Below are 20,594 nucleotides of genomic sequence, written 5' to 3'. Positions count from 1 at the left end.
GAACCCGCTGTCAGGCCACCGTGCGGAAACGCACTGTGCCGGAGACCAGGTCGGCGGTCACCAGCGTGGCGTCGATCGTGCTGCCCAGGACCAGGCGGTTGCCGTCCACCCGCGCCTCCACCGCCGGGTCGTTCAGCTGCAGCGACCCGCGGCGGCGTTCGTGGTCGACCTCAAGCACGTCCCCGCGGAAGGCCTCTCCCACCCGCGAGGCCAGCAGCATCGCCTCGACCCGGTCGATGATCCCCCGCTCGTAGGCGTTCGCCCGGCGGATCGAGTCGGCCATCTCGGTGGCGATGGTCTCCAGCGACGCCTGCACCCATTCGGGCAGCGGCTGCCCCGCGCACAACGCCACGCAGATCTCGGCGGCGTAGCGGTCGACCAGCCGGCGTAGCGGAGCGGTGACGTGCGCGTAGGGCGCGGCGATCGCGGCATGGACGGTCAACGCAGGCGTCTGGCCGTCGCTGAACGGCGCGTAGCCCGCCCCACGGAACAGCAGCGTGCAGGCGTTCAGCATCGCCGCATGCGCGGGACGGGAGGCGTCCAGGCCGCGCACGAAATCGGGATAGCCCACGTGGCGCGGCCAGCGAATGCCGAGCGCGCCGGCCGTCCGCCGCAGCCGTTCGATCCCCGATTCCGGCGCCGGTGGCAGGGTACGCAGGATGCCCGCCCCTCCGGCCAACATGATCGACGCCGCCGCCATCCCGGTGGCCAGCGACAACTCGGCGTTCCAGTTCTCCACTGGCAGCAGATCGCGATAGGCCAGCCGCCAGGTACTGCCGTCGGTCTCGACCTCCTGCGTCGGCACACCCAAGCTCACCCCCTGCCGGGCCGCCTCCAGCTGAAGCCGGAGTGCGCCGATCTCGCGCAGCAGCAGGAACTGCTCGTCCCCGGTCCCGGCATCCAGGGCGTGCTGTACCTCCGGGTAGCCGAGCTTGCGTCGGCTGCGCACCAGCGCGCGGGCCACGTGGACGTCCGTGGTCTGACCGTCGGCGTCCAGTGTGAGTTCCCACACCACCGCCGGCCGGACCTGGCCGGGCAGCAGGCTCGCCTTCCCCTCCGACAGCACCTCGGGGTGCAGCGGGGTGCGGAAGGTGGGTGCGTAGAAGGTCTGCCCGCGGGCGTGGGTCTCCGCGTCCAGCGCACCACCGGGACGGACGAACGCCGCCACGTCCGCGATCGCGTACCGCAGCAGATACCCCGAGCCCTGCCGGCAGAGGTGGAAGGCCTGGTCGAGGTCGGTCGAACCGGGCGGGTCGAGGGTGGCGAAGGCGATGTCGGTGAGGTCACGTGCTGGCAGGACGGGGGCGGCTGCCGCCTGTTCCGCCTCGGCCAGCGCGGCGGCAGGATAGTCGTCGGGGATCTGGAGATCGTCGCGCAGCTGGCGTAGCGCCTCGCGCAGTTCCGGCGGTTCGTCCGGCCGGAGCCAGACCGAGCGGACGGGCATCGCTCAGCTTCCTGATGGCTCAGCCGTCAGCGCGGACGAGGATGCGGTCGCACTCCTCGCAGCGCACCACATCGTCGGCCGGCGCGGCCTGATACCCGGCCAGCGCGCTGGCGGTGGCTTCCAGCTGGCAGCCGCCGCAGCGGCGGCCCTGCAGCCTGCCGACGCCCACGCCGCCACTGCGCTCGGCGATCTTGCGGTAGAGAGTGACCAGGTCGTCGGGCAGACCGGCGGCAAGCTGGTCGCGCGCAGTTCGTTGCTGGGCCAGTTCGGCATCGAGGGCCGCGACCTGCTCGTCCCGAGCCGCGATCAGAGCCCGCAGGTTCTGCTCCCCCTCGGCACGCTGCTCGACCAGCTCGGTGTGTCGCGCGGTCGCCTCCTCGAGCTTCTCCATCGCCTCGAGTTGGACGTCCTCCAGATCGGAGATCCGGCGTTTGAGGTGGTCAATCTCCTCGATCAGGGCGGACAGTTGTTTGGGATCGGTGACCACGCCCTCGTCCAGCCGTCGCTGGTCGCGGGCCTGCCGCTCCTTGACCGGCACCAGGTCGGCCTCGGCCTTCTCGACCTCCAACTCCAGGTCGCCCACCACGGTCTTCGCCGCCACGATCGCGGCGCCGAGTTCGGCGCGGATCTTCTGGCCCTGGGCGATCTGGGCGTGTTCGGGGAGTGATTTCCGGCGGTGCTCCACCTGGGCGATCGTGGTGTCGACCGCCTGAAGGTCGAGCAGTCCGAGTTGCGCCGCTGGGGCAGCCTTCATCGCGCCTCCTTGTGTGTGGGCCAGACTCTACCCGAGCAGCGTCGCCCATCCGGCCAGCCGGTCCCGGGAGACCCGCCGGGACGAAGCCCCCCTCGTCTGGTCGCACCGATGCCCGGCCGAGTCGGCGCTCCCCCACCGCGGGCCAGCCTGCGAGACGGGCCGGCTTTGGCCGGCGTCTTCAACCGGGGTGGTTACGATCAGATCATGACCGACCAGGCGCCCGCAGCGCAGCCAGAACTCCCCAATCGCCAGACCCCGTTCTCCCAGCCCTTCCGGGAATTCATCCCGCAGGATTGGGCGCCCTATCCCGACGAGTTGCCGGAGCCGTTGCCGGCCACTGCATGGACGGCGGCCCGGCAGGACGCGGTCTCGGCGATGTTCCCCGGGCAGCGTCTGGTGTTGCCGGCCGGCGGGTTGAAGCCCCGGTCCAACGACACCGACTACCGGTTCCGTGCGCACTCGGCGTTCGCCCACCTGACCGGGCTGGGCGGCGACCGCGAGCCGGACGCCGTGCTGGTCCTCGAACCGACCGATGCCAGGCACGCCGCTGTGCTGTACTTCAAGCCGCGAGCGCCCCGCACCGACCCCGAGTTCTACTCCGACGCCCGCTACGGCGAACTGTGGGTCGGCCAGCGGGAGTCGCTGGCCGAGATGGCCGCGCTCACCGGCCTGGACGTGGCACCGATCTCCGAACTGGAGACCGCCCTCACCAAGAACTTGCAGGTCACGCCGTTGCGGCTGGTGCGCGAGGCCGACGCCACGTTCAACGCCCACATCGACGCGCTGCGCGCCGAGGCCGGGGTCGACCTGGCCGGGGCGAGCGCCGCCGACCAGGCCTTCGAGGTCGCACTCAGCGAGCTCCGGCTGGTGAAGGACCCGTTCGAACTGGACGAGTTGCGGGCCGCCTGTGCGGCCACCGCCGTCGGCTTCGAGGCCGTCGTGGCCGACCTTCCCGAGGCCGTTCGCCGGGGTCGCGGCGAGCGTTGGGTGGAGGGCATCTTCGGGCTGCACGCCCGCCACCAGGGCAATGCCCTGGGCTACGACACCATCGCCGCCGGCGGGGAACACGCCACCACCCTGCACTGGATCGACAACGACGGCGACCTGGCCCCGGGCGACCTGCTGTTGCTGGATGCCGGGGTCGAGATCGAGTCGCTGTACACCGCCGATATCACCCGGACGCTCCCGGTCTCGGGCACCTTCACCCCGGCCCAGCGCACGGTCTACCAGGCGGTGCTGGAAGCGCAGCAGGCCGGGATCGACGCGGCGCGTCCCGGGGCGAAGTTCTCCGATGTGCACAACGCGGCGATCGCCGTCCTGGCCCGCCACCTGGCGGAGTGGGGCATGCTGCCGGTGAGTGCCGAGCAGTCGCTCGACCCGGTCGAGGGCGGCCAGCATCGCCGCTGGATGGTGCACGGCACCTCGCACCACCTCGGCCTGGACGTCCACGACTGCGCGCTGGCCCGCAACGAGAACTACCGCGGCGGCGTGCTGAAGCCGGGCATGGTGATCACCGTCGAACCCGGGCTCTACTTCAAGAGCACCGATCTGCTGGTGCCCGAGGAGTTCCGCGGCATCGGCGTGCGGATCGAGGACGACATCGCGATCACCTCCGACGGTGCCGAGATCCTCTCCGCGCATCTCCCCCGCCACCCGGACGAGGTCGAGGCCTGGATCGCCGGCATCTGGGGCTGAGCGCGGGCGCTGTTCGGTCAGCGGCCTCGACAACGGCTTTGGCGCGGTCCTGCCCTCACCAAAGCCGGGGCTGGGAGTCAGGGCAGGTGCCCATGAACACTCGGCTACGCCCGGGCGCCCGGATTCTGGAGCGAGCCAGGAACGACCGGGCGCGATCCGCCGCAACCGCGGACGGCCTGCCCCAGCCGCTCGCGCGCGGCGCATGACTTGTTCCGAGCTGTGATCACGGAGCCTCCTCGTCAGCCGCTCGCCCGCGGGGGCGTGTTATGTGCGATGCCGACCCCACCCGGTACGGGGCGGTCAGCCGCTCGCGCGCGGGGGCGTGCTGCACCTCGATATCGCGCTTGAGTTCTTCGGCGGGTCAGCCGCTCGCCCGCGGGGCGTGACGGTCCGTCCTACCGCCCGAGGACAGGAGAGCGGCGGGTTCGACGCAACCGTCCCTGTCGAGGGATCGCCCGGGGCGATCAACTGCGGCTCAGATGACGCCCTGGGCGATCATCGCGTCGGCCACCTTCACGAAGGCCGCACAGTTCGCACCCACCACATAGTTGCCCGGGTGGCCGTAGCGCTCCGCGGCCTGGTAGGCCTCGGTGTGCATGCTGCGCATGATCGCATGGAGCTTGTGCTCGGAGTCGGCGAAGTTCCAGCGTTGGCGGGCGGCGTTCTGGCTCATCTCCAGCGCCGACGTGGCCACACCGCCGGCGTTGGCGGCCTTGCCCGGAGCGAACAGCACGCCAGCGGCCTGGAAGGCGTCCACCGCCTCGGGAAGGGAAGGCATATTGGCACCCTCGGCAACGGCCACCACCCCGTTCGCGATCAGCCGCGCCGCATCCCGGCCGTTCACCTCATTCTGCGTGGCACAGGGCAGCGCGATCTCGGCCGGCACCTCCCAGACCCGCCGTCCGGGGACGAACCGCGCGCTCGGCCGCCGTTCGGCATAGGAGGCGACCCTCAGCCGCTCCTCCTCCTTGACCTGCTTGAGCAGCTCGACATCGATGCCGGCCTCGTCCACCACATAGCCCGAGGAGTCGGACGCGGTGATCGGCAGCGCGCCCAACTGGGCGGCCTTCTCGATGGCGTAGATCGCCACATTGCCCGAGCCTGAGACCAGCACGCGGCGTCCCTCGATCGACTCCCCGCGGACGGCGAGCATCTCCTGCACGAAGTAGACGGTGCCATAACCGGTGGCCTCGGTGCGCACCTCCGCACCACCCCAGCCCGTCCCCTTGCCGGTGAACATGCCGGACTCGTGCCGGTTGGTGATCTTGCGGTACTGGCCGAACAGGTAGCCGACCTCGCGGGCACCCACGCCGATGTCGCCGGCGGGAACGTCGGTGTGCTCACCGAGGTGCCGGTAGAGCTCGTTCATGAAGGCCTGGCAGAACCGCATGATCTCGGCATCGCTGCGGCCGTGCGGGTCGAAGTCGGAGCCGCCCTTAGCGCCACCGATCCCCTGCGCTGTCAGCGCGTTCTTGAAGATCTGCTCGAAGCCGAGGAACTTGATGATCGAGCTGTTCACCGACGGATGGAATCGCAGCCCACCCTTGTACGGGCCCAGCACCGAGGAGAACTGCACCCGGTAGCCGCGGTTGACGTGGATCCGGCCGTTGTCGTCCACCCAGGGCACTCGGAAGATGATCTGCCGCTCGGGTTCCACCAACCGCTCCAGGATCGCCTCATCGAGGTATCGAGGGTTCTCCTCCAGCACCGGGATGATCGAGGCGAGGACCTCGTGGACCGCCTGGTGGAACTCGAAATCCCCCGGGTTCCGCCGCAGTACCGACTCGAAGGCCGGACGGACCGAAGGCGGCAGCGACTCCGGATCGAGGATCTGGTGCATGGTGACGACTTCGGTCACAGACAGTTACCTTCCCTGCATGTCTGCCGGCGCTGGCGGCCAACGGGAGTTCGAGTCTCGCATACAACCCACCCCCCGAGATCACCGGGTTCGCATCGCGGCCACCCGCCACCGCCCCAGCCGCGCGGCAGTACTTCAGCGACTCGTATCGAGGACCTCCCTTGGCGCCGAGCGCCAGGCCCCAGGGACGAGCGCTCGACGCCAAGGCAGGCGGTCGATGCGCGAAGGCAGGCGGTCGATGCGCAGCGGACGGGGGGTGTCCGCCACTGGGCGGATCGCGCCCGGCCGGGCGCGACCGGCCACTAGAGTGCTGCCCGTCCGGCGGCCCGGCCGTCACACCGAAACCAACTGGCGAGGGAGCAGCGTTGTCCGATCCGAAACAGACCAAGGTCGTTCTCGACGAGTCGGAGATGCCGACGCACTGGTACAACATCGTCGCCGACCTTCCGACGCCCCCGCCCCCGCCGCTGCACCCGGGCACGAAGCAGCCGCTGACCCCGGACGACCTGGCCCCGCTGTTCCCGATGGGCCTGATCGAGCAGGAGGCCTCCACCGAGCGCTGGATCGAGATCCCGGCCGAGGTGCACGACATCTACCGGCTGTGGCGGCCGTCCCCGTTCTACCGGGCACGCCGACTGGAGCAGGCTGTCGGCACCACCGCGCGGATCTACTACAAGTACGAGGGCGCCTCCCCGGTCGGCTCACACAAGACGAACTCGGCGGTCCCGCAGGCCTACTACAACAAGGTCGCCGGACGCACTCGCCTGACCACCGAGACCGGTGCCGGGCAGTGGGGGTCGGCGCTGGCCTTCGCCGCCCAGATCTTCGGGCTTGAGTGCGAGATCTGGCAGGTGCGCAGTTCGTACGAGGGCAAGCCGTACCGGCACGTGCTGATGGAGACCTTCGGCGCCTCGGTGCATTCCAGTCCGTCCGAGCTGACCCAGGCCGGACGAGCGCTGCGCGAGAAGTTCCCCGACACCACCGGCTCGCTCGGCATGGCGATCTCCGAGGCCGTCGAGGCCGCGGCGGGCGATCCCAACGCGTCCTATTCGCTGGGCTCGGTGCTCAACCACGTGCTGCTGCACCAGAGCGTGATCGGCCAGGAGGCGATCAAACAGCTCGCCCTGTTCGGCGAACAGGCCGCCGACTACGTGTTCGGCTGCGCCGGTGGCGGCTCGAACCTGGGTGGCCTGGCGATGCCGTTCATCCGGGAGAACCTCGAGGGACGGGCCAACGCGACGATCGTGGCCTGCGAGCCGAAGGCCGCACCGTCCATGACGCAGGGCGAGTACCGCTACGACTTCGGCGACACCGCGGGCCTCACCCCGCTGCTGAAGATGTACTCCCTGGGCGCCGACTTCGTCCCGGCACCGGTGCACGCCGGCGGGCTGCGCTACCACGGCATGGCCCCACTGGTCAGCCACTGCTACCACGAGGGTCTGCTGAACGCGATCGCGGTCCCGCAGCTGGAGGCCTTCGAGGCAGGTGTGCTGTTCTCTCGCGCGGAGGGCATCGTCCCAGCCTCGGAGTCGAACCACGCCATCGCCGGCGCGCTGCGCCAGGCTCGCGCGGCTACCGAGGCCGGCGAGTCCCCGGTGATCGTGATCGGCGTCTCCGGCTCCGGCCAGCTCGACCTGCCGGCCTACTCCGAGTTTCTCGCTGGCCAGATGGTCGACGCCTAGAACGTGTCTCCCTGTCCTTGACCGTCGCGAGCGGGGTCCCGCGGAGTGGCTCACCAGGCACAGGAGGAAGGCGATGTGGCGCATCGCCGACCGACAACAACGCCGCGAGACGCCCACGGGGCACCACGCAGCAGGCCACCGTGGGGATAGAGAGACACGCTCCAGGACCGCGTGTCACGCGCCGCCCGGGCGCGCTCCGACGCGGGCGGCGTCATTACAGGGGCAGTCCCGCCGGATCAGTCCTGCCGGGGCTCGTCCGGCGTGGCTGCGGAGCCGGCAGGCGGGGTGAACCCCGGGTCGTCCTGCGGCGGAGTGCCGAGGCCCGGCTGGGCGTCCCCAGCGGGAGCGGACGGCTGGGACGGATAGCCGGCATCCGGATAGCCGGCCGGCGGCTGCGTGGGCGGGTAGGCGACCGGCGGACGGCCCCCGTCCGCGGAGACCGGCGGATAGCCCACCGGCGGATAACCGGCACCCGGGTAGCCCGCTGGCGGCGCCGACGGATAGCCTGCCGGCGCCGGCGGGTAGCCCATCGGTGGCTGCGGATAGCCCGACGCTGCTGGCACCGGACCGGCCGGCGGGTAGCCGCCGGGAGCCGGCGCCAGTCGCGGATCGAACTGGGACGCCCGTCCACCCGGCACCTGCGCGAGCAGTTCCTTCGCCTGCGCTGCCACCTTGTGCTCGCTGAGCAGTTCGTACCGGGTAGCGACCGTCTGGCTCACGGAGGTGAAGTCGCGCTTGCCCTGGCTCATCCAGTAGCTGAGGGCGGCGAACACGACCCCGATCACGATGCCGATCAGCAGCGCCGAGATCAGCAGGACGACGAAGTTGGCGTCCGGCATGAACAGCCACATCAGCAGGGTGACCATCAGACCGGTGGACAGCCCGCTCTGGACGCCCTGGCCGATCACTGTCCCCCAGCTGCGGCGGCCCAGCACCCGTTCGATCGAGCGCAGGTCGGTGCCGACGATGGCGAGGTTCTCGACCGGGAACTTCTCGTCCGCCAAGTGATCGACGGCCTTCTGTGCCTCGTCGTAGGTGGCAAAGACCCCGATCGACTGGGGGTACTCAAGCTTGAACAGGTTCGACAGCTTCGGTGTCTGCTGGCTCATCGCCCACTCGCCTTCTCGTATTGCTCATCACTGACCTGTACTGACGCTGGCGGGATCGGTCGGTCCGCGCCGGAAACCATGCCGGCCGCTCGCCCGCGGGCCATGATCGCCGCGGCGAGTTTCACCCCGGCCTCGTCGACCATCTCCTCGTCCACCACGATCGCTCCCACCGCGCCGCCGGCGACAGCGGTGGCCTGCGCATAGGCCGCCTGGATGCGCAGCGCCCGGTCGAAGTCGGTCTGCTTCGGGGAGAAGAGCTGGTTGCCGGCCTCGACCTGCGCCGGGTGCAGCACCCACTTGCCGTCGTAGCCGAGCGCCGCCGACAGCGCTGCCGAGCGGCGAAAGCCGTCCACATCCCGGATCGCCACGTAGGGCCCGTCGATGGCCTGCAGACCGTGCGCCCGGGCCGCGACCAGGATCGACATCAGGACGTGGTGGAAGGCATCGGCCGGGTAGCCCTCCGGCTGGTTGCCGACGCTCAGCCCGCCCATCCCCAGACTGGCCATGAAGTCGCCGGGACCGAACACCAGGCTTGCCAGCCGTGGGCTCGCAGCGGCGATCTCGTCGACGTGCAGCAGGCCGACGGCGTCCTCGATCTGGACCTCCAACCCGATCCGACCGACTGGCAGGCCCGCGATCTGCTCGACCTGGGTGAGCAGCAGGTCGAGGGCCTTCACCTGGGCCGCGTCCTGGGTCTTGGGCAGGACGAGGGCGTCGATCCGGGCGCCCGCGCCGCTGACCACCTCGATCACGTCGGCATAGGTCCACGGGCTCTCCCAGCCGTTCACCCGGACGGTGAGCAGCGGTGCGGCGAACTCGCCGGTGTTCAGCGCCCCGACAATCCGCGCCCGGGACTCGACCTTCACCGCGGGCGCCACCGCGTCTTCCAGGTCGAGGAACAGCGCGTCGACGTCCAGCGTCCGGGCCTTGGCGATGAAGCGGTCGGAGGATCCCGGGACGGCGAGCACGGTGCGGCGGGTTGCGGTCACACCACCACCCTATCCATAGCGCCTGTGCGTGCGCCGTACGATCACTGTGCGCGCGGACGCCCGCGCCCGTCCGCGTCACCGCCGTGAGCCGGTTGCTGCAGGTCGACGAAACCGTCCCCGTCAGTTGACGGGGGTCAGGCCCAGTTTGCGGCCGGCGAGGCTGAACCGGCGGGTGGCGAGCAGTTCGGCCACGCCGTCGAGGGCCAGCGAGGACGGGTTGCCCGGCTCGGTGGCGATCAGCGGGACGCCGACATCGCCGCCGGCGGCCATCGCCGGGTCCATCGGAACCTCGGCCAGCAACGGCACGGTGTAGCCGAGCCGCTCGGTGAGCGTCTGGGCCACCGCCTCGCCGCCGCCCTCCCCGAAGACGTTCACCCGGTGCGTGCTGCCGCAGTCCGGGCAGACCACCTGCAGGTAGGCCATGTTCTCGATGACTCCCATCACCTTCTGCTCCAGCATGGAGGCCATCGTCCCGGCCCGCTCGGCAACCTCTGCGGAGGCCTGCTGCGGCGTGGTCACCACGATCACCTCGGCGTTCGGCAGCTTCTGGCCCAGCGACAGCGCGACATCGCCGGTGCCCGGCGGCAGATCGACCAGCAGGAAGTCGAGGTCGCCCCAGTACACGTCGGCGAGGAACTGCTGCAATGCCCGGTCGAGGATCGGTCCGCGCCAGGCGATCACCTGGTCACGGCTGCCCTTCAGCATCCCGATCGAGATCACCGTCAGCCCCATGCTGGGCACCGGCAGGATCATCCCGTCCACCACCGTCGGCACCGCGTCGGCCAGGCCGAGCATCGGCGGGATGGAGTGACCGTAGATGTCGGCGTCCAGCACCCCCACCTGCTTGCCGCGGGCGGCCAGTGCCATCGCCAGGTTGACCGTCACCGAGGACTTGCCCACCCCACCCTTGCCGGAGGCCACCAGGATCACCTGGGTGTGGCTCTCGGGACGGGAGAACGGGATCTCGCGTTCCTCGATGCCGCCGCGGAGGTTCTTCTTCAGCTCGGCCCGCTGCTCGTCGGTCATCGTGCCCAGCGTCAGGTTGACCGCGGTCACCCCGGCCACCTCCTGCACGGCAGCGGTCACGTCCGCCTCGATGGTGGACTGCAGCGGGCAGCCTGCGATGGTGAGCAGCACGGTGACATCGGCCACGCCCTCCTCGGAGACCGCCACCGAGTCGACCATCCCCAGTTCGGTGATCGGACGCCGGATCTCCGGGTCGATGACGGTGGCAAGGGCTTCGTTCACGGCGCTGATGACAGAACTCACGCATCAACCCTAGTCCCGACCGGCAGCAGCCTCCCAACCGGAACCCCGTCCGGGGCGTCCGGTCTGCCGGGCTCAGTCCTCGGCTGCCAGCTTCGCCTTCCCGGCCTCCGGCTCCTCGTGCTGCTCCAACTCGGACAGCAGGTCCTTCAGCTCCGACCGGATGAAGTCGCGGGTGGCGACGTCGTTCATCCTGGCCCGCAGCGAGGCGATTTCCCGAGCCAGGAAGTCCATGTCGGCGCGAGACTGGGCGGCGACCTCACGGTCGTGCTCCATGCTCACCCGGTCGCGGGCCTCCTGCCGGTTGCCGGCGAGCAGGATCAGCGGGGCGGCGTAGGAGGCCTGCAAGGACAGCAGCAGGGTCAGGAAGATGAACGGGAACCCGTCGTTGAAGATGCCGGGGGCGATCTGGTTGGTCACAATCCACAAGACGATGAACACCGTCATCCAGACGATGAACCGCCCGGTGCCCATGAACCGGGCCGCGCTCTCAGCGAAGTCGCCGAAGGCGTCGTCGCTGACCCGGACCCGGGGGATCCACTGACTGCGCCGCCCCGGTGTGTCGAGACGCTCCTGCTTAGCCATCGTTCACCTCCGCCTCCAGCCGGTCCAGCTGCACCCCGCGCCAGTCGTTGGGCAGGATGTGGTCAAGCACGTCGTCCACAGTGACCGCCCCCAACAGCCTCCGCTCGGCGTCCACCACCGGGGCGCAGACCAGGTCGTAGGTGGCGAAGTAGCGCGACACCTGGGCGACGTTCGAGGTCGGCGTCAACGGCGTGATGTCCGGGTCGATCAGCCCCGCCACCAGATTGGACGGCGGCTCGCGCAGCAACCGCTGGATGTGCACCGCCCCCAGATAGCGCCCGGTCGGGGTGTCCAGCGGGGAGCGGCAGATGAAGGCCAGCGCGGCCATCGCGGGGGTGATCTCCTCGCGCCGGACGGCGGCCAGCGCATCGGCGACCGTCGCGTCAGCGGCCAGGATCACCGGCTCGGGGTTCATCAGACCGCCGGCGGTGGCGGCGTCGTAGGACAGCAGCGTCCGGACGTCCTTGGCGTCCTCCGGGGCCATCTTCTCCAGGATGTCCTCGGCTACCTCGGAGTCGAGTTCGGCGATCAGGTCGGCGGCGTCGTCGGGGTCCATCTCCTCCAGGACGTCGGCGGCACGCTCCCGGTCGAGCGTGCCGATGAGCTCGACCTGCTCGTCCTCGGGCAGTTCCTCCAGCGCCTCGGCGAGATGTTCGTCCTCCATCGCCCGCACCACCAGGGCACGGGTGGTGGCGTCCATGTCGTGCAGTTCACGGGCCACGTCGGCGGGCTTCAGCTCGCTCAGCCGCTGGGCGAGTTGCTCGGCGTTGCGCGGCGCCTCGTCCTGGATGAACTCCGGCAGGTCCGACCAGTCGACGATGGTGACGTGGCCGCGCGAGAAGGGACGCCGTCCGCTCTCCCGCAGGGCGACCTCGGCGACTTCCCACTCCCGTCCTCGGGTGTGCTGGATGGCGATGTCGAAGATGGTCTCCGGCTTGTCGCTGTCCCGGCGGGCCACCGTCCGGTCGAACAGGCTGTCGACCGCCAGCATCTCGCCCTCGCGGACCTCGAAGCGTCGAGTGTTGACGATGCCGTTGATGATCACCTGGTGGGCGTCGATACTGCGCACCCTGGCCATCGGGAAGAAGATGCGTCGCAACGCGAAAAGCTCGACGACAAGGCCTTTGACCCGAGGCGGGCGGCTCCCGCCGCGGTTCTGGATGACGACATCGCGGACCTTGCCCACCTGGTCACCGTTCGGATCCAGCATGGGCAGTCCCTTGATCCTCGACACGAAGATCGATGAGGTTGCACCGGCCACACCGGGAGGCTACCCCTTCTACGCGACCGGACGGTATCGCGACGGCAACACTGGGCGGACAGTCTCAACGACGGGCTGACGCCCCGGCTGCCGCAACCTCCGAACCGCCCCGGACAAGGCTGTCCGGCGCACCCTCAGGTGGCCTCGGGGTCGAAGGCGACCACGCGCGGGCCGGTATCCACCGTCGCGTCCGGCGGCCCGCCGGTCTGCCCAACCGCGGACGGCGCGGACTGCCGCACATCGGTGAACTGGCGGGTCGCCTCACTGAGGTCGTGGGCCGCGCCACGTCCGGTCTCGGCCAGTTCCTGCGCGGTCTCGGCGCCCAGCAGTTTCACCCCCAGCGTGCGCGGGTTCAGGTCGGCGAGGTCGAGATCAGCCAGTTCCGGCACCTGCTCACGCAACTGTCCGCGCGCGTCGTTGGCGATGCCCCGCAGGTAATTCAGCACCCGAGCGGTCTTGCGGGCGAGCTCGGGCAGCTTCTCCGGGCCGAAGATGATGACTGCGAGCACCACCAGCAGCAGAATCTCGCCAGCGTTGAAATCGGGCACGCGGCAAGCCTAAGCCCTGTCTCGAAAGCCGGGGCCACGGTGTGGCGGTGGCTTGGGACAAGACAGCCGACCGTGCGGCCGCGATTCTGCAGGTGTCGCGATTCTGCACCTCGATGGCTGTGGCGTGCTCCAAAAGGCCGCTGCGCGCGATCGACCGGCAGGATCACGACATCACTGGCCACCGCCGACCGGCTCACGCGAGTTTCGCACCAAGCTCCGATCAGGATTGCGCCAATCGGTGCGGCGGCCGGCCTGCCCGCTGACTCAGAAGCCGGCCTGGTTGAGGAGGGCGACGAAGGCCGCGGTCTGCTCCTCGGTGGCTTCCAGCAACGGCGGACGGCAGCCGCCGGGGTGGAAGCCCCGGGCCGCGAGCCCGGCTTTGACCAGCATGCAGCCCTGGGTGGCGAACACGCCGGTATAGACCGGCAGCAGCGCCTGGTAAGCCGCCACCGCGGCCTCGACGTCCCCGGCCAGGTAGCTCTCGATCAGCCCGCGGGTGGCCGCCCCGGTGAAGTGCGTCGAGGTGCCGACCACGCCCACCCCACCGACCGACAGCAGCGGCAGCACCATCCCGTCGTCCCCGGCGTAGTAGGCAAGGTTGGTCTGGGCGATCACCTGGGCGGATTGCACCGGCAGTCCCTTGGCATCCTTGACCGCGACGATCCGGTCATGGGCGGCGATCTGAATCATGGTGGCGGTCTCCACCGGAACCCCGGTGCGATGCGGGATGTCGTAGATCACGATCGGCAGGTCGGTGTCGTCGGCGACGGTGAGGAAATGGGCCGCCAGGGCGTCCTGCGGCGGACGGGAGTAGTAGGGCGTGACCACCAGCAGGCCGTGCGCTCCGGCCTGCTGTGCCTGGTGGGCCAGTTCGACCGTGTGACGGGTGTCGAAGGTGCCGACCCCCGCGATCACCTTCGCCCGGTCGCCGACCTCGTCCACAACCGCTTCCAGCAGGGCACGCTTCTCGTCGTCGGTCGTGGTCGGCGACTCCCCGGTGGTGCCGTTGACGACCAGCGCGTCATTGCGCTGCACGTCGACCAGGTAGGCGGCCAACTGGCGGGCTTCCTCGTAATTCACCGAGTCATCGGGTGCGAACGGGGTCACCATGGCCGTCAGGACACGGCCGAAAGGAAGCTCGGTCATGCCCACAGCCTAACCATCAAGGCGGCGTGATCCCGACACCCGGGCGGCGCTGCCGACCGGATCCGGCCTGGTTGTGCCGGTGGCCGGACCGCCGAGTCTGGACGCCGGGTGCAGACCCGCCCTCGCCGGCCGTGCCACCGCTGGGAGGCTTCGCTACGCTGGCGGTGTGAGTCCGACACCGAAGCCGGCGGCTGCACCCGCCGTGGCTGCGGCGAACCTGAACTTCGCCGAGGCCTTCACCACCGAGTCCGCCGCCGCGCTCGCCGCGCGCGCCAAGGCCGCCGATCTCGGGGTGCCTGCGATCAGCAGCGGCACCGCCGCCGTCCTGACCTTCCTGACCGCCACCCTCAAGGCCCGCAGCGCCGTCGAGGTGGGGACCGGGACGGGGGTCTCCGCGGTCGCGCTGCTCGCCGGCATGGCACCCGAAGGTGTGCTCACCAGCATCGACAACGAGCCCGAACTGCAGTTCGAGGCCCGGGCCGTGCTCACCGACGCCGGAATCCCGCAGCGGCGGGCGCGGCTGATCGCCGGCGAGGCGCTCACCGTCCTGCCGAAACTGACCGACGGGGCCTACGACCTGGTCTTCCTCAACGGCGACCCGCTGGAGTATGTCGAGTACGTCGACCAGGCGGTGCCGCTGCTGCGGCCGGGAGGCATCCTGGTGCTGCACCACGCGCTGTGGCAGGGCAAGGTGGCCGACGCCGGCAACGAGGAGGACGAGCCGATCATCATCCGTGAGGCGCTCGACGCGATCACCGCCCTCGACGGCTTCGCCACCGCGCTGCTCCCGATCGGCGACGGACTGGTCATCTCCGTCCGTCCCTAACCACCCTCACTCCCTCGGTTGTGCGGAGTTCCGCCGGGTGCCGAAGCGCGCATTTCCGGCCGAAGTCCGCACAACCGAGGGAGTGAGCTGGGCTCACCAGTGGCCGGGGACGTGGTGGTTCTTCGGGACGACGGTGATGCCGTTCTCGACGAAGAAGCCGCGGGCCCGGTCGTGATCGTGGTTGGTGCCGATCTCCACGCCGTCCGGCACGATCACGCCCTTGTCCAGGATGGCGCGGCGAACCACGGCATTGCGGCCGATCCGGCAACCGCTGAAGATCACCGCCTCCTCGATCCGTGCCCACTTGTCCACCATGACATTCGGCGACAGCACCGAGCGGTCGACGTCGCCGCCGGAGATGATGCAGCCAGCGCTCACGATCGAGTCCTCTGCAGTGCCGCGCAGCGTGAACTTGGCTCCCGGCAGCTGGGCCTGGGAGGTCCAGATCGGCCACTTGCGGTTGTACAGGTTGAACTCGGGTTCGACGTTGACCAGGTCCATGTGGGCGGCATGGTAGGCCTCGATGGTGCCGACGTCCCGCCAGTAGTCGCGATCCTTCTCGGTCGCTCCGGGCACGTCGTTGTTCCGGAAGTCGTAGACGCCGGCATGGCCCTCCGCCACGAAGCCGGGAATGATGTTCCCGCCCATGTCATGGCGTGACTCGGGGTTGGCGGCGTCGGCGATCAGCGCGTCGACGAAAGCCTTGCGGGTGAACACGTAGTTGCCCATGGAGGCGTACGACTCCTCCGGGCTGTCCGGCAGGCCCGGCGGGTCGGCCGGCTTTTCCAGGAAGCGGGCGATCTTCCCGGACGCCTCGGCGTCGATGATCCCAAAGGCGCTCGCCTGGGAGCGGGGAACGCGGATGCCTGCCACGGTGCAGTCCATGCCGGAGTCGATGTGCGCCTGCACCATCGCCTCGACGTCCATCCGGTAGATGTTGTCGGCACCGAACACGACCACGTAGTCGGGATCCTCGTCGCCGATCAGGTTCATCGACTGGTAGATCGCGTCCGCGCTGCCCTGGAACCACTGCCGGCCGGTACGCTGCTGAGCCGGGACGGTGGTCACATAGCTGCCGAGCATGGAGTCCATCCGCCAGGTCAGCGAGATGTGCCGGTCGAGGGAATGGGACTTGTACTGGGTGAGCACGCAGATCTTCGTCAGATCCGAGTTGGCCAGGTTCGACAACACGAAGTCGATCAGGCGATAGGTGCCCCCGAAGGGGACACCCGGCTTCGCTCGGTCGGCGGTTAACGGCATCAGGCGCTTGCCCTCGCCACCGGCCAGGACAATCGACAGGACATTCGGTCGATTCATACTGGAGAACCTAGGGCGTCGGCGGCATCCCCACAAGGAAACCACCGAAAACGACCACACCTGCTGCTGCAGCACCGATCGTCGGCGCCGGTGGCGCGGACCAGTTGCCGGTTTTCGTTGTCCCCTCCCCCGCCGATGTGACACGATCCCGGACATGGGACTACGCGTGTCGATCCTCACCAGGGAGTACCCGCCCTTCATCTACGGCGGGGCCGGCGTCCATGTCGGACAACTCGTGCCGCAGTTGCGCAAATTCGCCGATGACGTCGAGGTGCAGTGCATGGGTGAGCCCCGGCAGGGTGCGACCGCCCATCCCGAGACCTTCCCGGACGGCGCCAACCCCGCCCTGCGGGTACTCGGCGCCGATGTCGCCATGGCCAATGCCATCTCCCCCGAGGTCGACGTCATCCACTCGCACACCTGGTACGCGAACTTCGCCGGACTGGTCGGCTCGAAGTTCCTCGACGTTCCGCACGTCGTCACCTCGCACTCCCTGGAGCCACACCGGCCGTGGAAGGCTGAGCAACTGGGCGGTGGCTACCGGGTGTCGTCGTGGGCGGAGCGGACGGCTTTCGCCGACGCCGCCGCAGTGATCGCGGTGAGCGCCGGGATGCGGGGCGACGTCCTGGACAGCTATCCCGAACTCGACCCCGACCGGGTGCACGTGGTGCGCAACGGCATCGATCCCGAGGAGTTCCGGCCGGACCACGCCACCGACGTGGTGGACGCCCTGGGCGTCGACCGGGACCGTCCGCTGGTGGTGTTCGTGGGACGGATCACCCGGCAGAAGGGGCTGGTGCACCTGGTGCGGGCAGCCAGCCAGTTCGACCCCGATACCCAGTTGCTGCTGCTGGCCGGCGCCCCGGACACCCCCGAGATCGCCGCCGAGTTCGACACCGCCTTCGCCGAACTGAGCCGGGTCCGGGGCGGTGCTGTCACCTGGGTGCAGGAGATGCTGCCGCGGGCCTCCGTCCGTCAGGTACTGACCCATGCCACAGTGTTCGCCTGCCCGTCCATCTACGAGCCGCTTGGGATCGTGAACCTGGAGGCGATGGCGTGTGAGACCGCGGTGGTCGCCAGCGCGGTCGGGGGTATCCCCGAGGTGGTGGTGGACGGCGAGACCGGCACCCTGGTGCCCTACGACCCCAGGCAGGCCGACGACCCGGCCTATATCGCAGCCTTCGAGACCGCCTTCGCCGACCGGATCAACGACCTCACCCGCGACCCGGACAAGGCCCGTCACTACGGCCTGGCCGGACGCCAGCGCTGCATCGACGAGTTCAGCTGGGAGAAGATCGCGCAGGAGACGATCGGCGTCTACCAGCAGGCGATCGCCTTCCACCGCTCCCGCTGACCGGCTGCGTGGTTTGACGGCAACGGTTTCGTCAAACCACCCCGGCGGCCCGCCAAGTGACTCGAATCGGAACCGTCCTCACCTGAGTCACGCGAATCGGCACCGTCCCTGGCGAACCGGGCCGGGGACGACGAAGGGCCCTGGGTGTCCCCGGGGCCCTTTCGCTCAGTCTGGAGTCAGGCGGTGACGACAACGCCTTCCAGAGCCGTCTTGAGTTCGGCTGCCTCGGCGGCGTTCAACTCGATCACCAGCCGGCCACCGCCCTCGGCGGGAATTCTCATGGCGATCACGCGTCCCTCCTTGGCCACCTCGATAGGCCCGTCGCCGGTCCGCGGTTTCATCGCTGCCATCACATACCTCACTTGTTCACTGGGCTCGAACGCACCCCATTATTCCATCAGCGCGCGACAGGAGGGCCCAGACGCGACAGGATCACTCCTGCACGCGGCGCGGAGCCGACTCCGGCTCGACGCCGTCCACCTGCCTGGCGACCCGGTCGAGCAGTTCGTCCACCTGCTGCATCGAGTACCCGCGCAAGGTGACGGAGAACCGCGCGCGGCGCACATCGTCCCCGGTCATCAGCCCCTGCGGCAGGCGTGGCGGTGGGGTGCTGCTCACCGTGGACGGCAACTCCCCCAGACGTCCGCTCGCAGCGACGGCGGCGACACCCAGCACCGCAACGGCAAGAGTCCACAGCAGCCACTCCATGGCACCATGGTACCGGCTCAGAACCCCTGCTCCCCGGCGGCGGGCACTGGTCCGGGTCTGGGATTGGTGACCAGCCGCACCGCTTCGGCCGGGTCATCAGTAACCTGCACCAGATCGAGATCCTTCGCCGCGATATAGCCATCGGCGAGCGTGGACTCCCGCAGCCAGTCCAGCAGTCCACCCCAGAACTGGGAGCCGAAGAGCACCACCGGGAAGGACTTCACCTTCCGGGTCTGCACCAGGGTGAGCGCTTCGTACAACTCGTCGAAGGTGCCGAACCCGCCCGGCATCACGACGAAACCCTGGGAGTACTTCAGGAACATCACCTTGCGGGCGAAGAAATAGCGGAAGTTGATCCCGAGCGAGACGTACTTGTTCAGGCTCTGCTCGAAAGGCAGCTCGATGCCCAGCCCGACCGACACTCCGCCGGCCTGCAGGGCGCCCTTGTTGACCGCCTCCATGATGCCCGGGCCGCCGCCGGTGATGGTGGCGTACCCGGCCTCGGCCAGGCCCCGTCCGATCTCGGTGGCAGCGGTGTACAACGGGTGCTTGCGCGGAGTCCGTGCCGAGCCGAACACGCCGACCGCCGGGCCGAGATCGGCCAGGGTGCCGAAACCGTCGACGAACTCCGCCTGGATCCGCATCACTCGCCACGGGTCGTCGTGGGTCCACTCGGTGTCACCCCGGTTGGCGAGCAGCCACTCGTCGAGGGTGGCCTGCTCGGCCTGCTCGTTGCGCCGGATCACCGATCCCTGGGTTCGCATCCGTCTGCTCATCGCCCCATCATCGCGTACCGGGGCGGACGACGGGCTCCCGGCCACTGAACTGGCCGCTTCCCGGTCACCGCAGGCCGCGGCGGGCTCAGCCCAGCCAGCGCGCCAGCGCGTCCCGGCAGGCGTACAGGTCGGTGACCGGGCAGGCCTCGTCGTCGGCGTGGGCGAGCAGCGGGTCACCCGGGCCGTAGTTGACCGCCGGGACGCCGAGCGCGCTGAATCGGGCGACGTCCGTCCAGCCGAACTTGGCGACCGGCTCACCGCCCACCGCTGCCAGGAAGTCCCGGGCCAGCGGGCGGTCGAGCCCCGGCCTGGCGCCGAGCGCGAGGTCGATGAACTCGAGGTCGTAGCCGTCCATCAACTCCCGGCAGTGCGCCAGGGCGTCCGCCTCGTCCCGGTCGGGCGCGAACCGGAAGTTCACCGTGACAGTGCAACTGTCGGGAATGACATTGCCGGCGATCCCGCCGCGAATGTCGACGGCGTTCATCCCCTCCCGGTAGCTGAGCCCGTCCACCTTGACGGTGCGGGGCCGGTAGGCCTCCAGTCGCCGCAGCACCTCGCCGGCGTCGTGGATGGCGTTGTGGCCACGCCAGGCGCGGGCCGAGTGTGCAGCCCGTCCACGGGTGGTGACGGTGAACCGCAGGGTGCCCTGGCAGCCGCCCTCGACCCGGGCGGAGGTGGGCTCCATCAGAATCGCGAAATCGCCGGTGAGCAACTCGGGGCGGGAGGCGGCGAGCCGGGTGAGCGAGTTGTCGGTGGCCGCCACCTCCTCGTGGTCGTAGAAGATCCAGGTGATGTCCTTCGACGGCTGCTCCAGGGCTGCCGCCAGACCGAGCGCCACCGCCACGCCGCCCTTCATGTCGACGGTGCCGCGGCCGTGGACCAGGCCGTCCGCCAGCCGGGACGGCAGGTTGCCCGCCACCGGGACGGTGTCGAGGTGCCCGGCGATCACCACCCGCTGGTCACGGCCGAGACCGGTACGCGCGATCACGGTGTCGCCGTCGCGCACCACCGCCAGGTGAGACAGCGGGGCCAGCGCGGCCTCGACGGCGTCGGCGAGCGGGCCTTCGTGCCCGCTGACCGACTCGATGTCCACGATGTCGCGGAACAGGCGGACGAGGTCACCGCGCAGGTCGAGGCTCATGACCCCCAAGCGTAGAGCGTGTCTCCTCGTCCCTGGCTGTCGCGAGCGGTGTTCGCCCGGCACGCCACGCAAGACACAGGAGAGCGGCGATGCGGGTGCATCGCCGACCGACGACAACGCAGCCTGCTTCCCACC

Annotated in this window: 18 protein-coding genes and 1 pseudogene; 4 read left to right on the top strand and 15 right to left on the bottom strand. The window is 69.7% G+C overall.

The window, feature by feature from the left end; genetic code table 11:
* Positions 1-10: 10 nt before the first annotated feature.
* Together VB080_RS07470 and VB080_RS07465 are read right to left on the bottom strand one after the other, a co-directional pair.
* The gene (locus VB080_RS07470) at positions 11-1,444 is read right to left on the bottom strand and encodes an RNB domain-containing ribonuclease (protein WP_323417805.1); all 1,434 of its coding nucleotides are present in this window, start codon (positions 1,442-1,444) and stop codon (positions 11-13) included.
* 19 nt (positions 1,445-1,463) lie between these two features.
* Entirely contained in the window at positions 1,464-2,198 is a 735-nt protein-coding gene (locus VB080_RS07465; protein ID WP_323417804.1) for a zinc ribbon domain-containing protein, read from the bottom strand.
* Between the two features lie 204 nt (positions 2,199-2,402).
* Here VB080_RS07465 and VB080_RS07460 point away from each other — a divergent pair, with 204 nt between their 5' ends.
* Positions 2,403-3,893, top strand: a complete 1,491-nt coding sequence (locus VB080_RS07460; protein ID WP_323417803.1) for an aminopeptidase P family protein — start codon at positions 2,403-2,405, stop codon at positions 3,891-3,893.
* Positions 3,894-4,368: 475 nt separating this feature from the next.
* Here VB080_RS07460 and gdhA read toward each other — a convergent pair whose 3' ends face one another.
* Complete coding sequence (gdhA, locus tag VB080_RS07455) at positions 4,369-5,706, bottom strand: NADP-specific glutamate dehydrogenase (RefSeq protein ID WP_416339616.1); 1,338 nt, start codon at positions 5,704-5,706, stop codon at positions 4,369-4,371.
* Positions 5,707-6,116: 410 nt separating this feature from the next.
* On the opposite strand from gdhA, the gene VB080_RS07450 reads away from it, so the two are divergent.
* Positions 6,117-7,433 carry a TrpB-like pyridoxal phosphate-dependent enzyme gene (locus tag VB080_RS07450; RefSeq protein ID WP_323417802.1) on the top strand — a complete coding sequence of 439 codons (1,317 nt, stop codon included), beginning with the start codon at positions 6,117-6,119 and terminating at the stop codon, positions 7,431-7,433.
* 608 nt (positions 7,434-8,041) lie between these two features.
* Here the strand turns inward: VB080_RS07450 and VB080_RS07445 are convergent.
* The 7 genes and pseudogenes from VB080_RS07445 to dapA all read right to left on the bottom strand — a co-directional run.
* Positions 8,042-8,542: pseudogene (locus VB080_RS07445) on the bottom strand (general stress protein); the annotation flags it as partial.
* Positions 8,539-9,531, bottom strand: coding sequence for a CoA ester lyase (locus VB080_RS07440; protein WP_323417801.1), 993 nt, complete (start codon positions 9,529-9,531; stop codon positions 8,539-8,541). The gene VB080_RS07440 and the pseudogene VB080_RS07445, both read right to left, overlap by 4 nt.
* A gap of 120 nt (positions 9,532-9,651) precedes the next feature.
* Positions 9,652-10,800, bottom strand: coding sequence for an Mrp/NBP35 family ATP-binding protein (locus tag VB080_RS07435; RefSeq protein WP_323417800.1), 1,149 nt, complete (start codon positions 10,798-10,800; stop codon positions 9,652-9,654).
* Between the two features lie 72 nt (positions 10,801-10,872).
* Positions 10,873-11,382 (bottom strand): DUF1003 domain-containing protein, encoded by a 510-nt coding sequence (locus VB080_RS07430; RefSeq protein WP_323417799.1) that lies wholly within the window; start codon positions 11,380-11,382, stop codon positions 10,873-10,875.
* Positions 11,375-12,592, bottom strand: coding sequence for a magnesium transporter MgtE N-terminal domain-containing protein (locus VB080_RS07425; RefSeq protein ID WP_416339615.1), 1,218 nt, complete (start codon positions 12,590-12,592; stop codon positions 11,375-11,377). The genes VB080_RS07430 and VB080_RS07425 overlap by 8 nt, the downstream gene beginning before the upstream one ends.
* A gap of 185 nt (positions 12,593-12,777) precedes the next feature.
* Positions 12,778-13,191: a twin-arginine translocase TatA/TatE family subunit gene (locus VB080_RS07420; RefSeq protein WP_323417798.1), complete on the bottom strand. Its 414-nt coding sequence runs from the start codon at positions 13,189-13,191 to the stop codon at positions 12,778-12,780.
* Between the two features lie 264 nt (positions 13,192-13,455).
* On the bottom strand, positions 13,456-14,337 hold the full coding sequence (dapA, locus tag VB080_RS07415; protein ID WP_323417797.1) for a 4-hydroxy-tetrahydrodipicolinate synthase: 882 nt from the start codon (positions 14,335-14,337) through the stop codon (positions 13,456-13,458).
* Positions 14,338-14,503: 166 nt separating this feature from the next.
* Here dapA and VB080_RS07410 point away from each other — a divergent pair, with 166 nt between their 5' ends.
* Complete coding sequence (locus VB080_RS07410; protein WP_323417796.1) at positions 14,504-15,163, top strand: O-methyltransferase; 660 nt, start codon at positions 14,504-14,506, stop codon at positions 15,161-15,163.
* Positions 15,164-15,256: 93 nt separating this feature from the next.
* Here VB080_RS07410 and glgC read toward each other — a convergent pair whose 3' ends face one another.
* Positions 15,257-16,480: a glucose-1-phosphate adenylyltransferase gene (gene glgC / locus VB080_RS07405; protein WP_323417795.1), complete on the bottom strand. Its 1,224-nt coding sequence runs from the start codon at positions 16,478-16,480 to the stop codon at positions 15,257-15,259.
* Positions 16,481-16,634: 154 nt separating this feature from the next.
* Between glgC and glgA the strand changes: the two genes are divergently transcribed.
* Positions 16,635-17,834 (top strand): glycogen synthase, encoded by a 1,200-nt coding sequence (gene glgA, locus VB080_RS07400; RefSeq protein WP_323417794.1) that lies wholly within the window; start codon positions 16,635-16,637, stop codon positions 17,832-17,834.
* A gap of 176 nt (positions 17,835-18,010) precedes the next feature.
* Here glgA and VB080_RS07395 read toward each other — a convergent pair whose 3' ends face one another.
* The 4 genes from VB080_RS07395 to dapE all read right to left on the bottom strand — a co-directional run bounded on the left by VB080_RS07395 (position 18,011) and on the right by dapE (position 20,459).
* The gene (locus tag VB080_RS07395; protein ID WP_323417793.1) at positions 18,011-18,184 is read right to left on the bottom strand and encodes a DUF3117 domain-containing protein; all 174 of its coding nucleotides are present in this window, start codon (positions 18,182-18,184) and stop codon (positions 18,011-18,013) included.
* Positions 18,185-18,266: 82 nt separating this feature from the next.
* Entirely contained in the window at positions 18,267-18,542 is a 276-nt protein-coding gene (locus VB080_RS07390; RefSeq protein WP_323417792.1) for a DivIVA domain-containing protein, read from the bottom strand.
* Positions 18,543-18,559: 17 nt separating this feature from the next.
* The gene (locus VB080_RS07385) at positions 18,560-19,318 is read right to left on the bottom strand and encodes a TIGR00730 family Rossman fold protein (protein WP_323417791.1); all 759 of its coding nucleotides are present in this window, start codon (positions 19,316-19,318) and stop codon (positions 18,560-18,562) included.
* Positions 19,319-19,403: 85 nt separating this feature from the next.
* Positions 19,404-20,459 carry a succinyl-diaminopimelate desuccinylase gene (dapE, locus tag VB080_RS07380; RefSeq protein ID WP_323417790.1) on the bottom strand — a complete coding sequence of 352 codons (1,056 nt, stop codon included), beginning with the start codon at positions 20,457-20,459 and terminating at the stop codon, positions 19,404-19,406.
* Positions 20,460-20,594: the final 135 nt, after the last annotated feature.

Origin of the sequence: Propionicimonas sp. (genome assembly GCF_034927565.1) — a bacterium.
Classification (GTDB): domain Bacteria; phylum Actinomycetota; class Actinomycetes; order Propionibacteriales; family Propionibacteriaceae; genus Propionicimonas.
The sequence above is the reverse complement of the archived record's forward strand: the minus strand, read 5'-3'. Positions and strand labels throughout refer to the sequence as shown.

Bases quoted from the DNA above. Each gene is read 5' to 3' on its own strand.
- dapA (WP_323417797.1), bottom strand. From the start codon at position 14,337: ATGACCGAGCTTCCTTTCGGCCGTGTCCTGACGGCCATGGTGACCCCG.
- VB080_RS07425 (WP_416339615.1), bottom strand. From the start codon at position 12,592: ATGCTGGATCCGAACGGTGACCAGGTGGGCAAGGTCCGCGATGTCGTC.
- VB080_RS07385 (WP_323417791.1), bottom strand. From the start codon at position 19,318: ATGAGCAGACGGATGCGAACCCAGGGATCGGTGATCCGGCGCAACGAG.
- VB080_RS07390 (WP_323417792.1), bottom strand. From the start codon at position 18,542: ATGGAGTGGCTGCTGTGGACTCTTGCCGTTGCGGTGCTGGGTGTCGCC.
- dapE (WP_323417790.1), bottom strand. From the start codon at position 20,459: ATGAGCCTCGACCTGCGCGGTGACCTCGTCCGCCTGTTCCGCGACATC.
- VB080_RS07470 (WP_323417805.1), bottom strand. From the start codon at position 1,444: ATGCCCGTCCGCTCGGTCTGGCTCCGGCCGGACGAACCGCCGGAACTG.
- glgC (WP_323417795.1), bottom strand. From the start codon at position 16,480: ATGAATCGACCGAATGTCCTGTCGATTGTCCTGGCCGGTGGCGAGGGC.
- VB080_RS07430 (WP_323417799.1), bottom strand. From the start codon at position 11,382: ATGGCTAAGCAGGAGCGTCTCGACACACCGGGGCGGCGCAGTCAGTGG.
- glgA (WP_323417794.1), top strand. From the start codon at position 16,635: ATGGGACTACGCGTGTCGATCCTCACCAGGGAGTACCCGCCCTTCATC.
- VB080_RS07460 (WP_323417803.1), top strand. From the start codon at position 2,403: ATGACCGACCAGGCGCCCGCAGCGCAGCCAGAACTCCCCAATCGCCAG.
- VB080_RS07395 (WP_323417793.1), bottom strand. From the start codon at position 18,184: ATGGCAGCGATGAAACCGCGGACCGGCGACGGGCCTATCGAGGTGGCC.
- VB080_RS07465 (WP_323417804.1), bottom strand. From the start codon at position 2,198: ATGAAGGCTGCCCCAGCGGCGCAACTCGGACTGCTCGACCTTCAGGCG.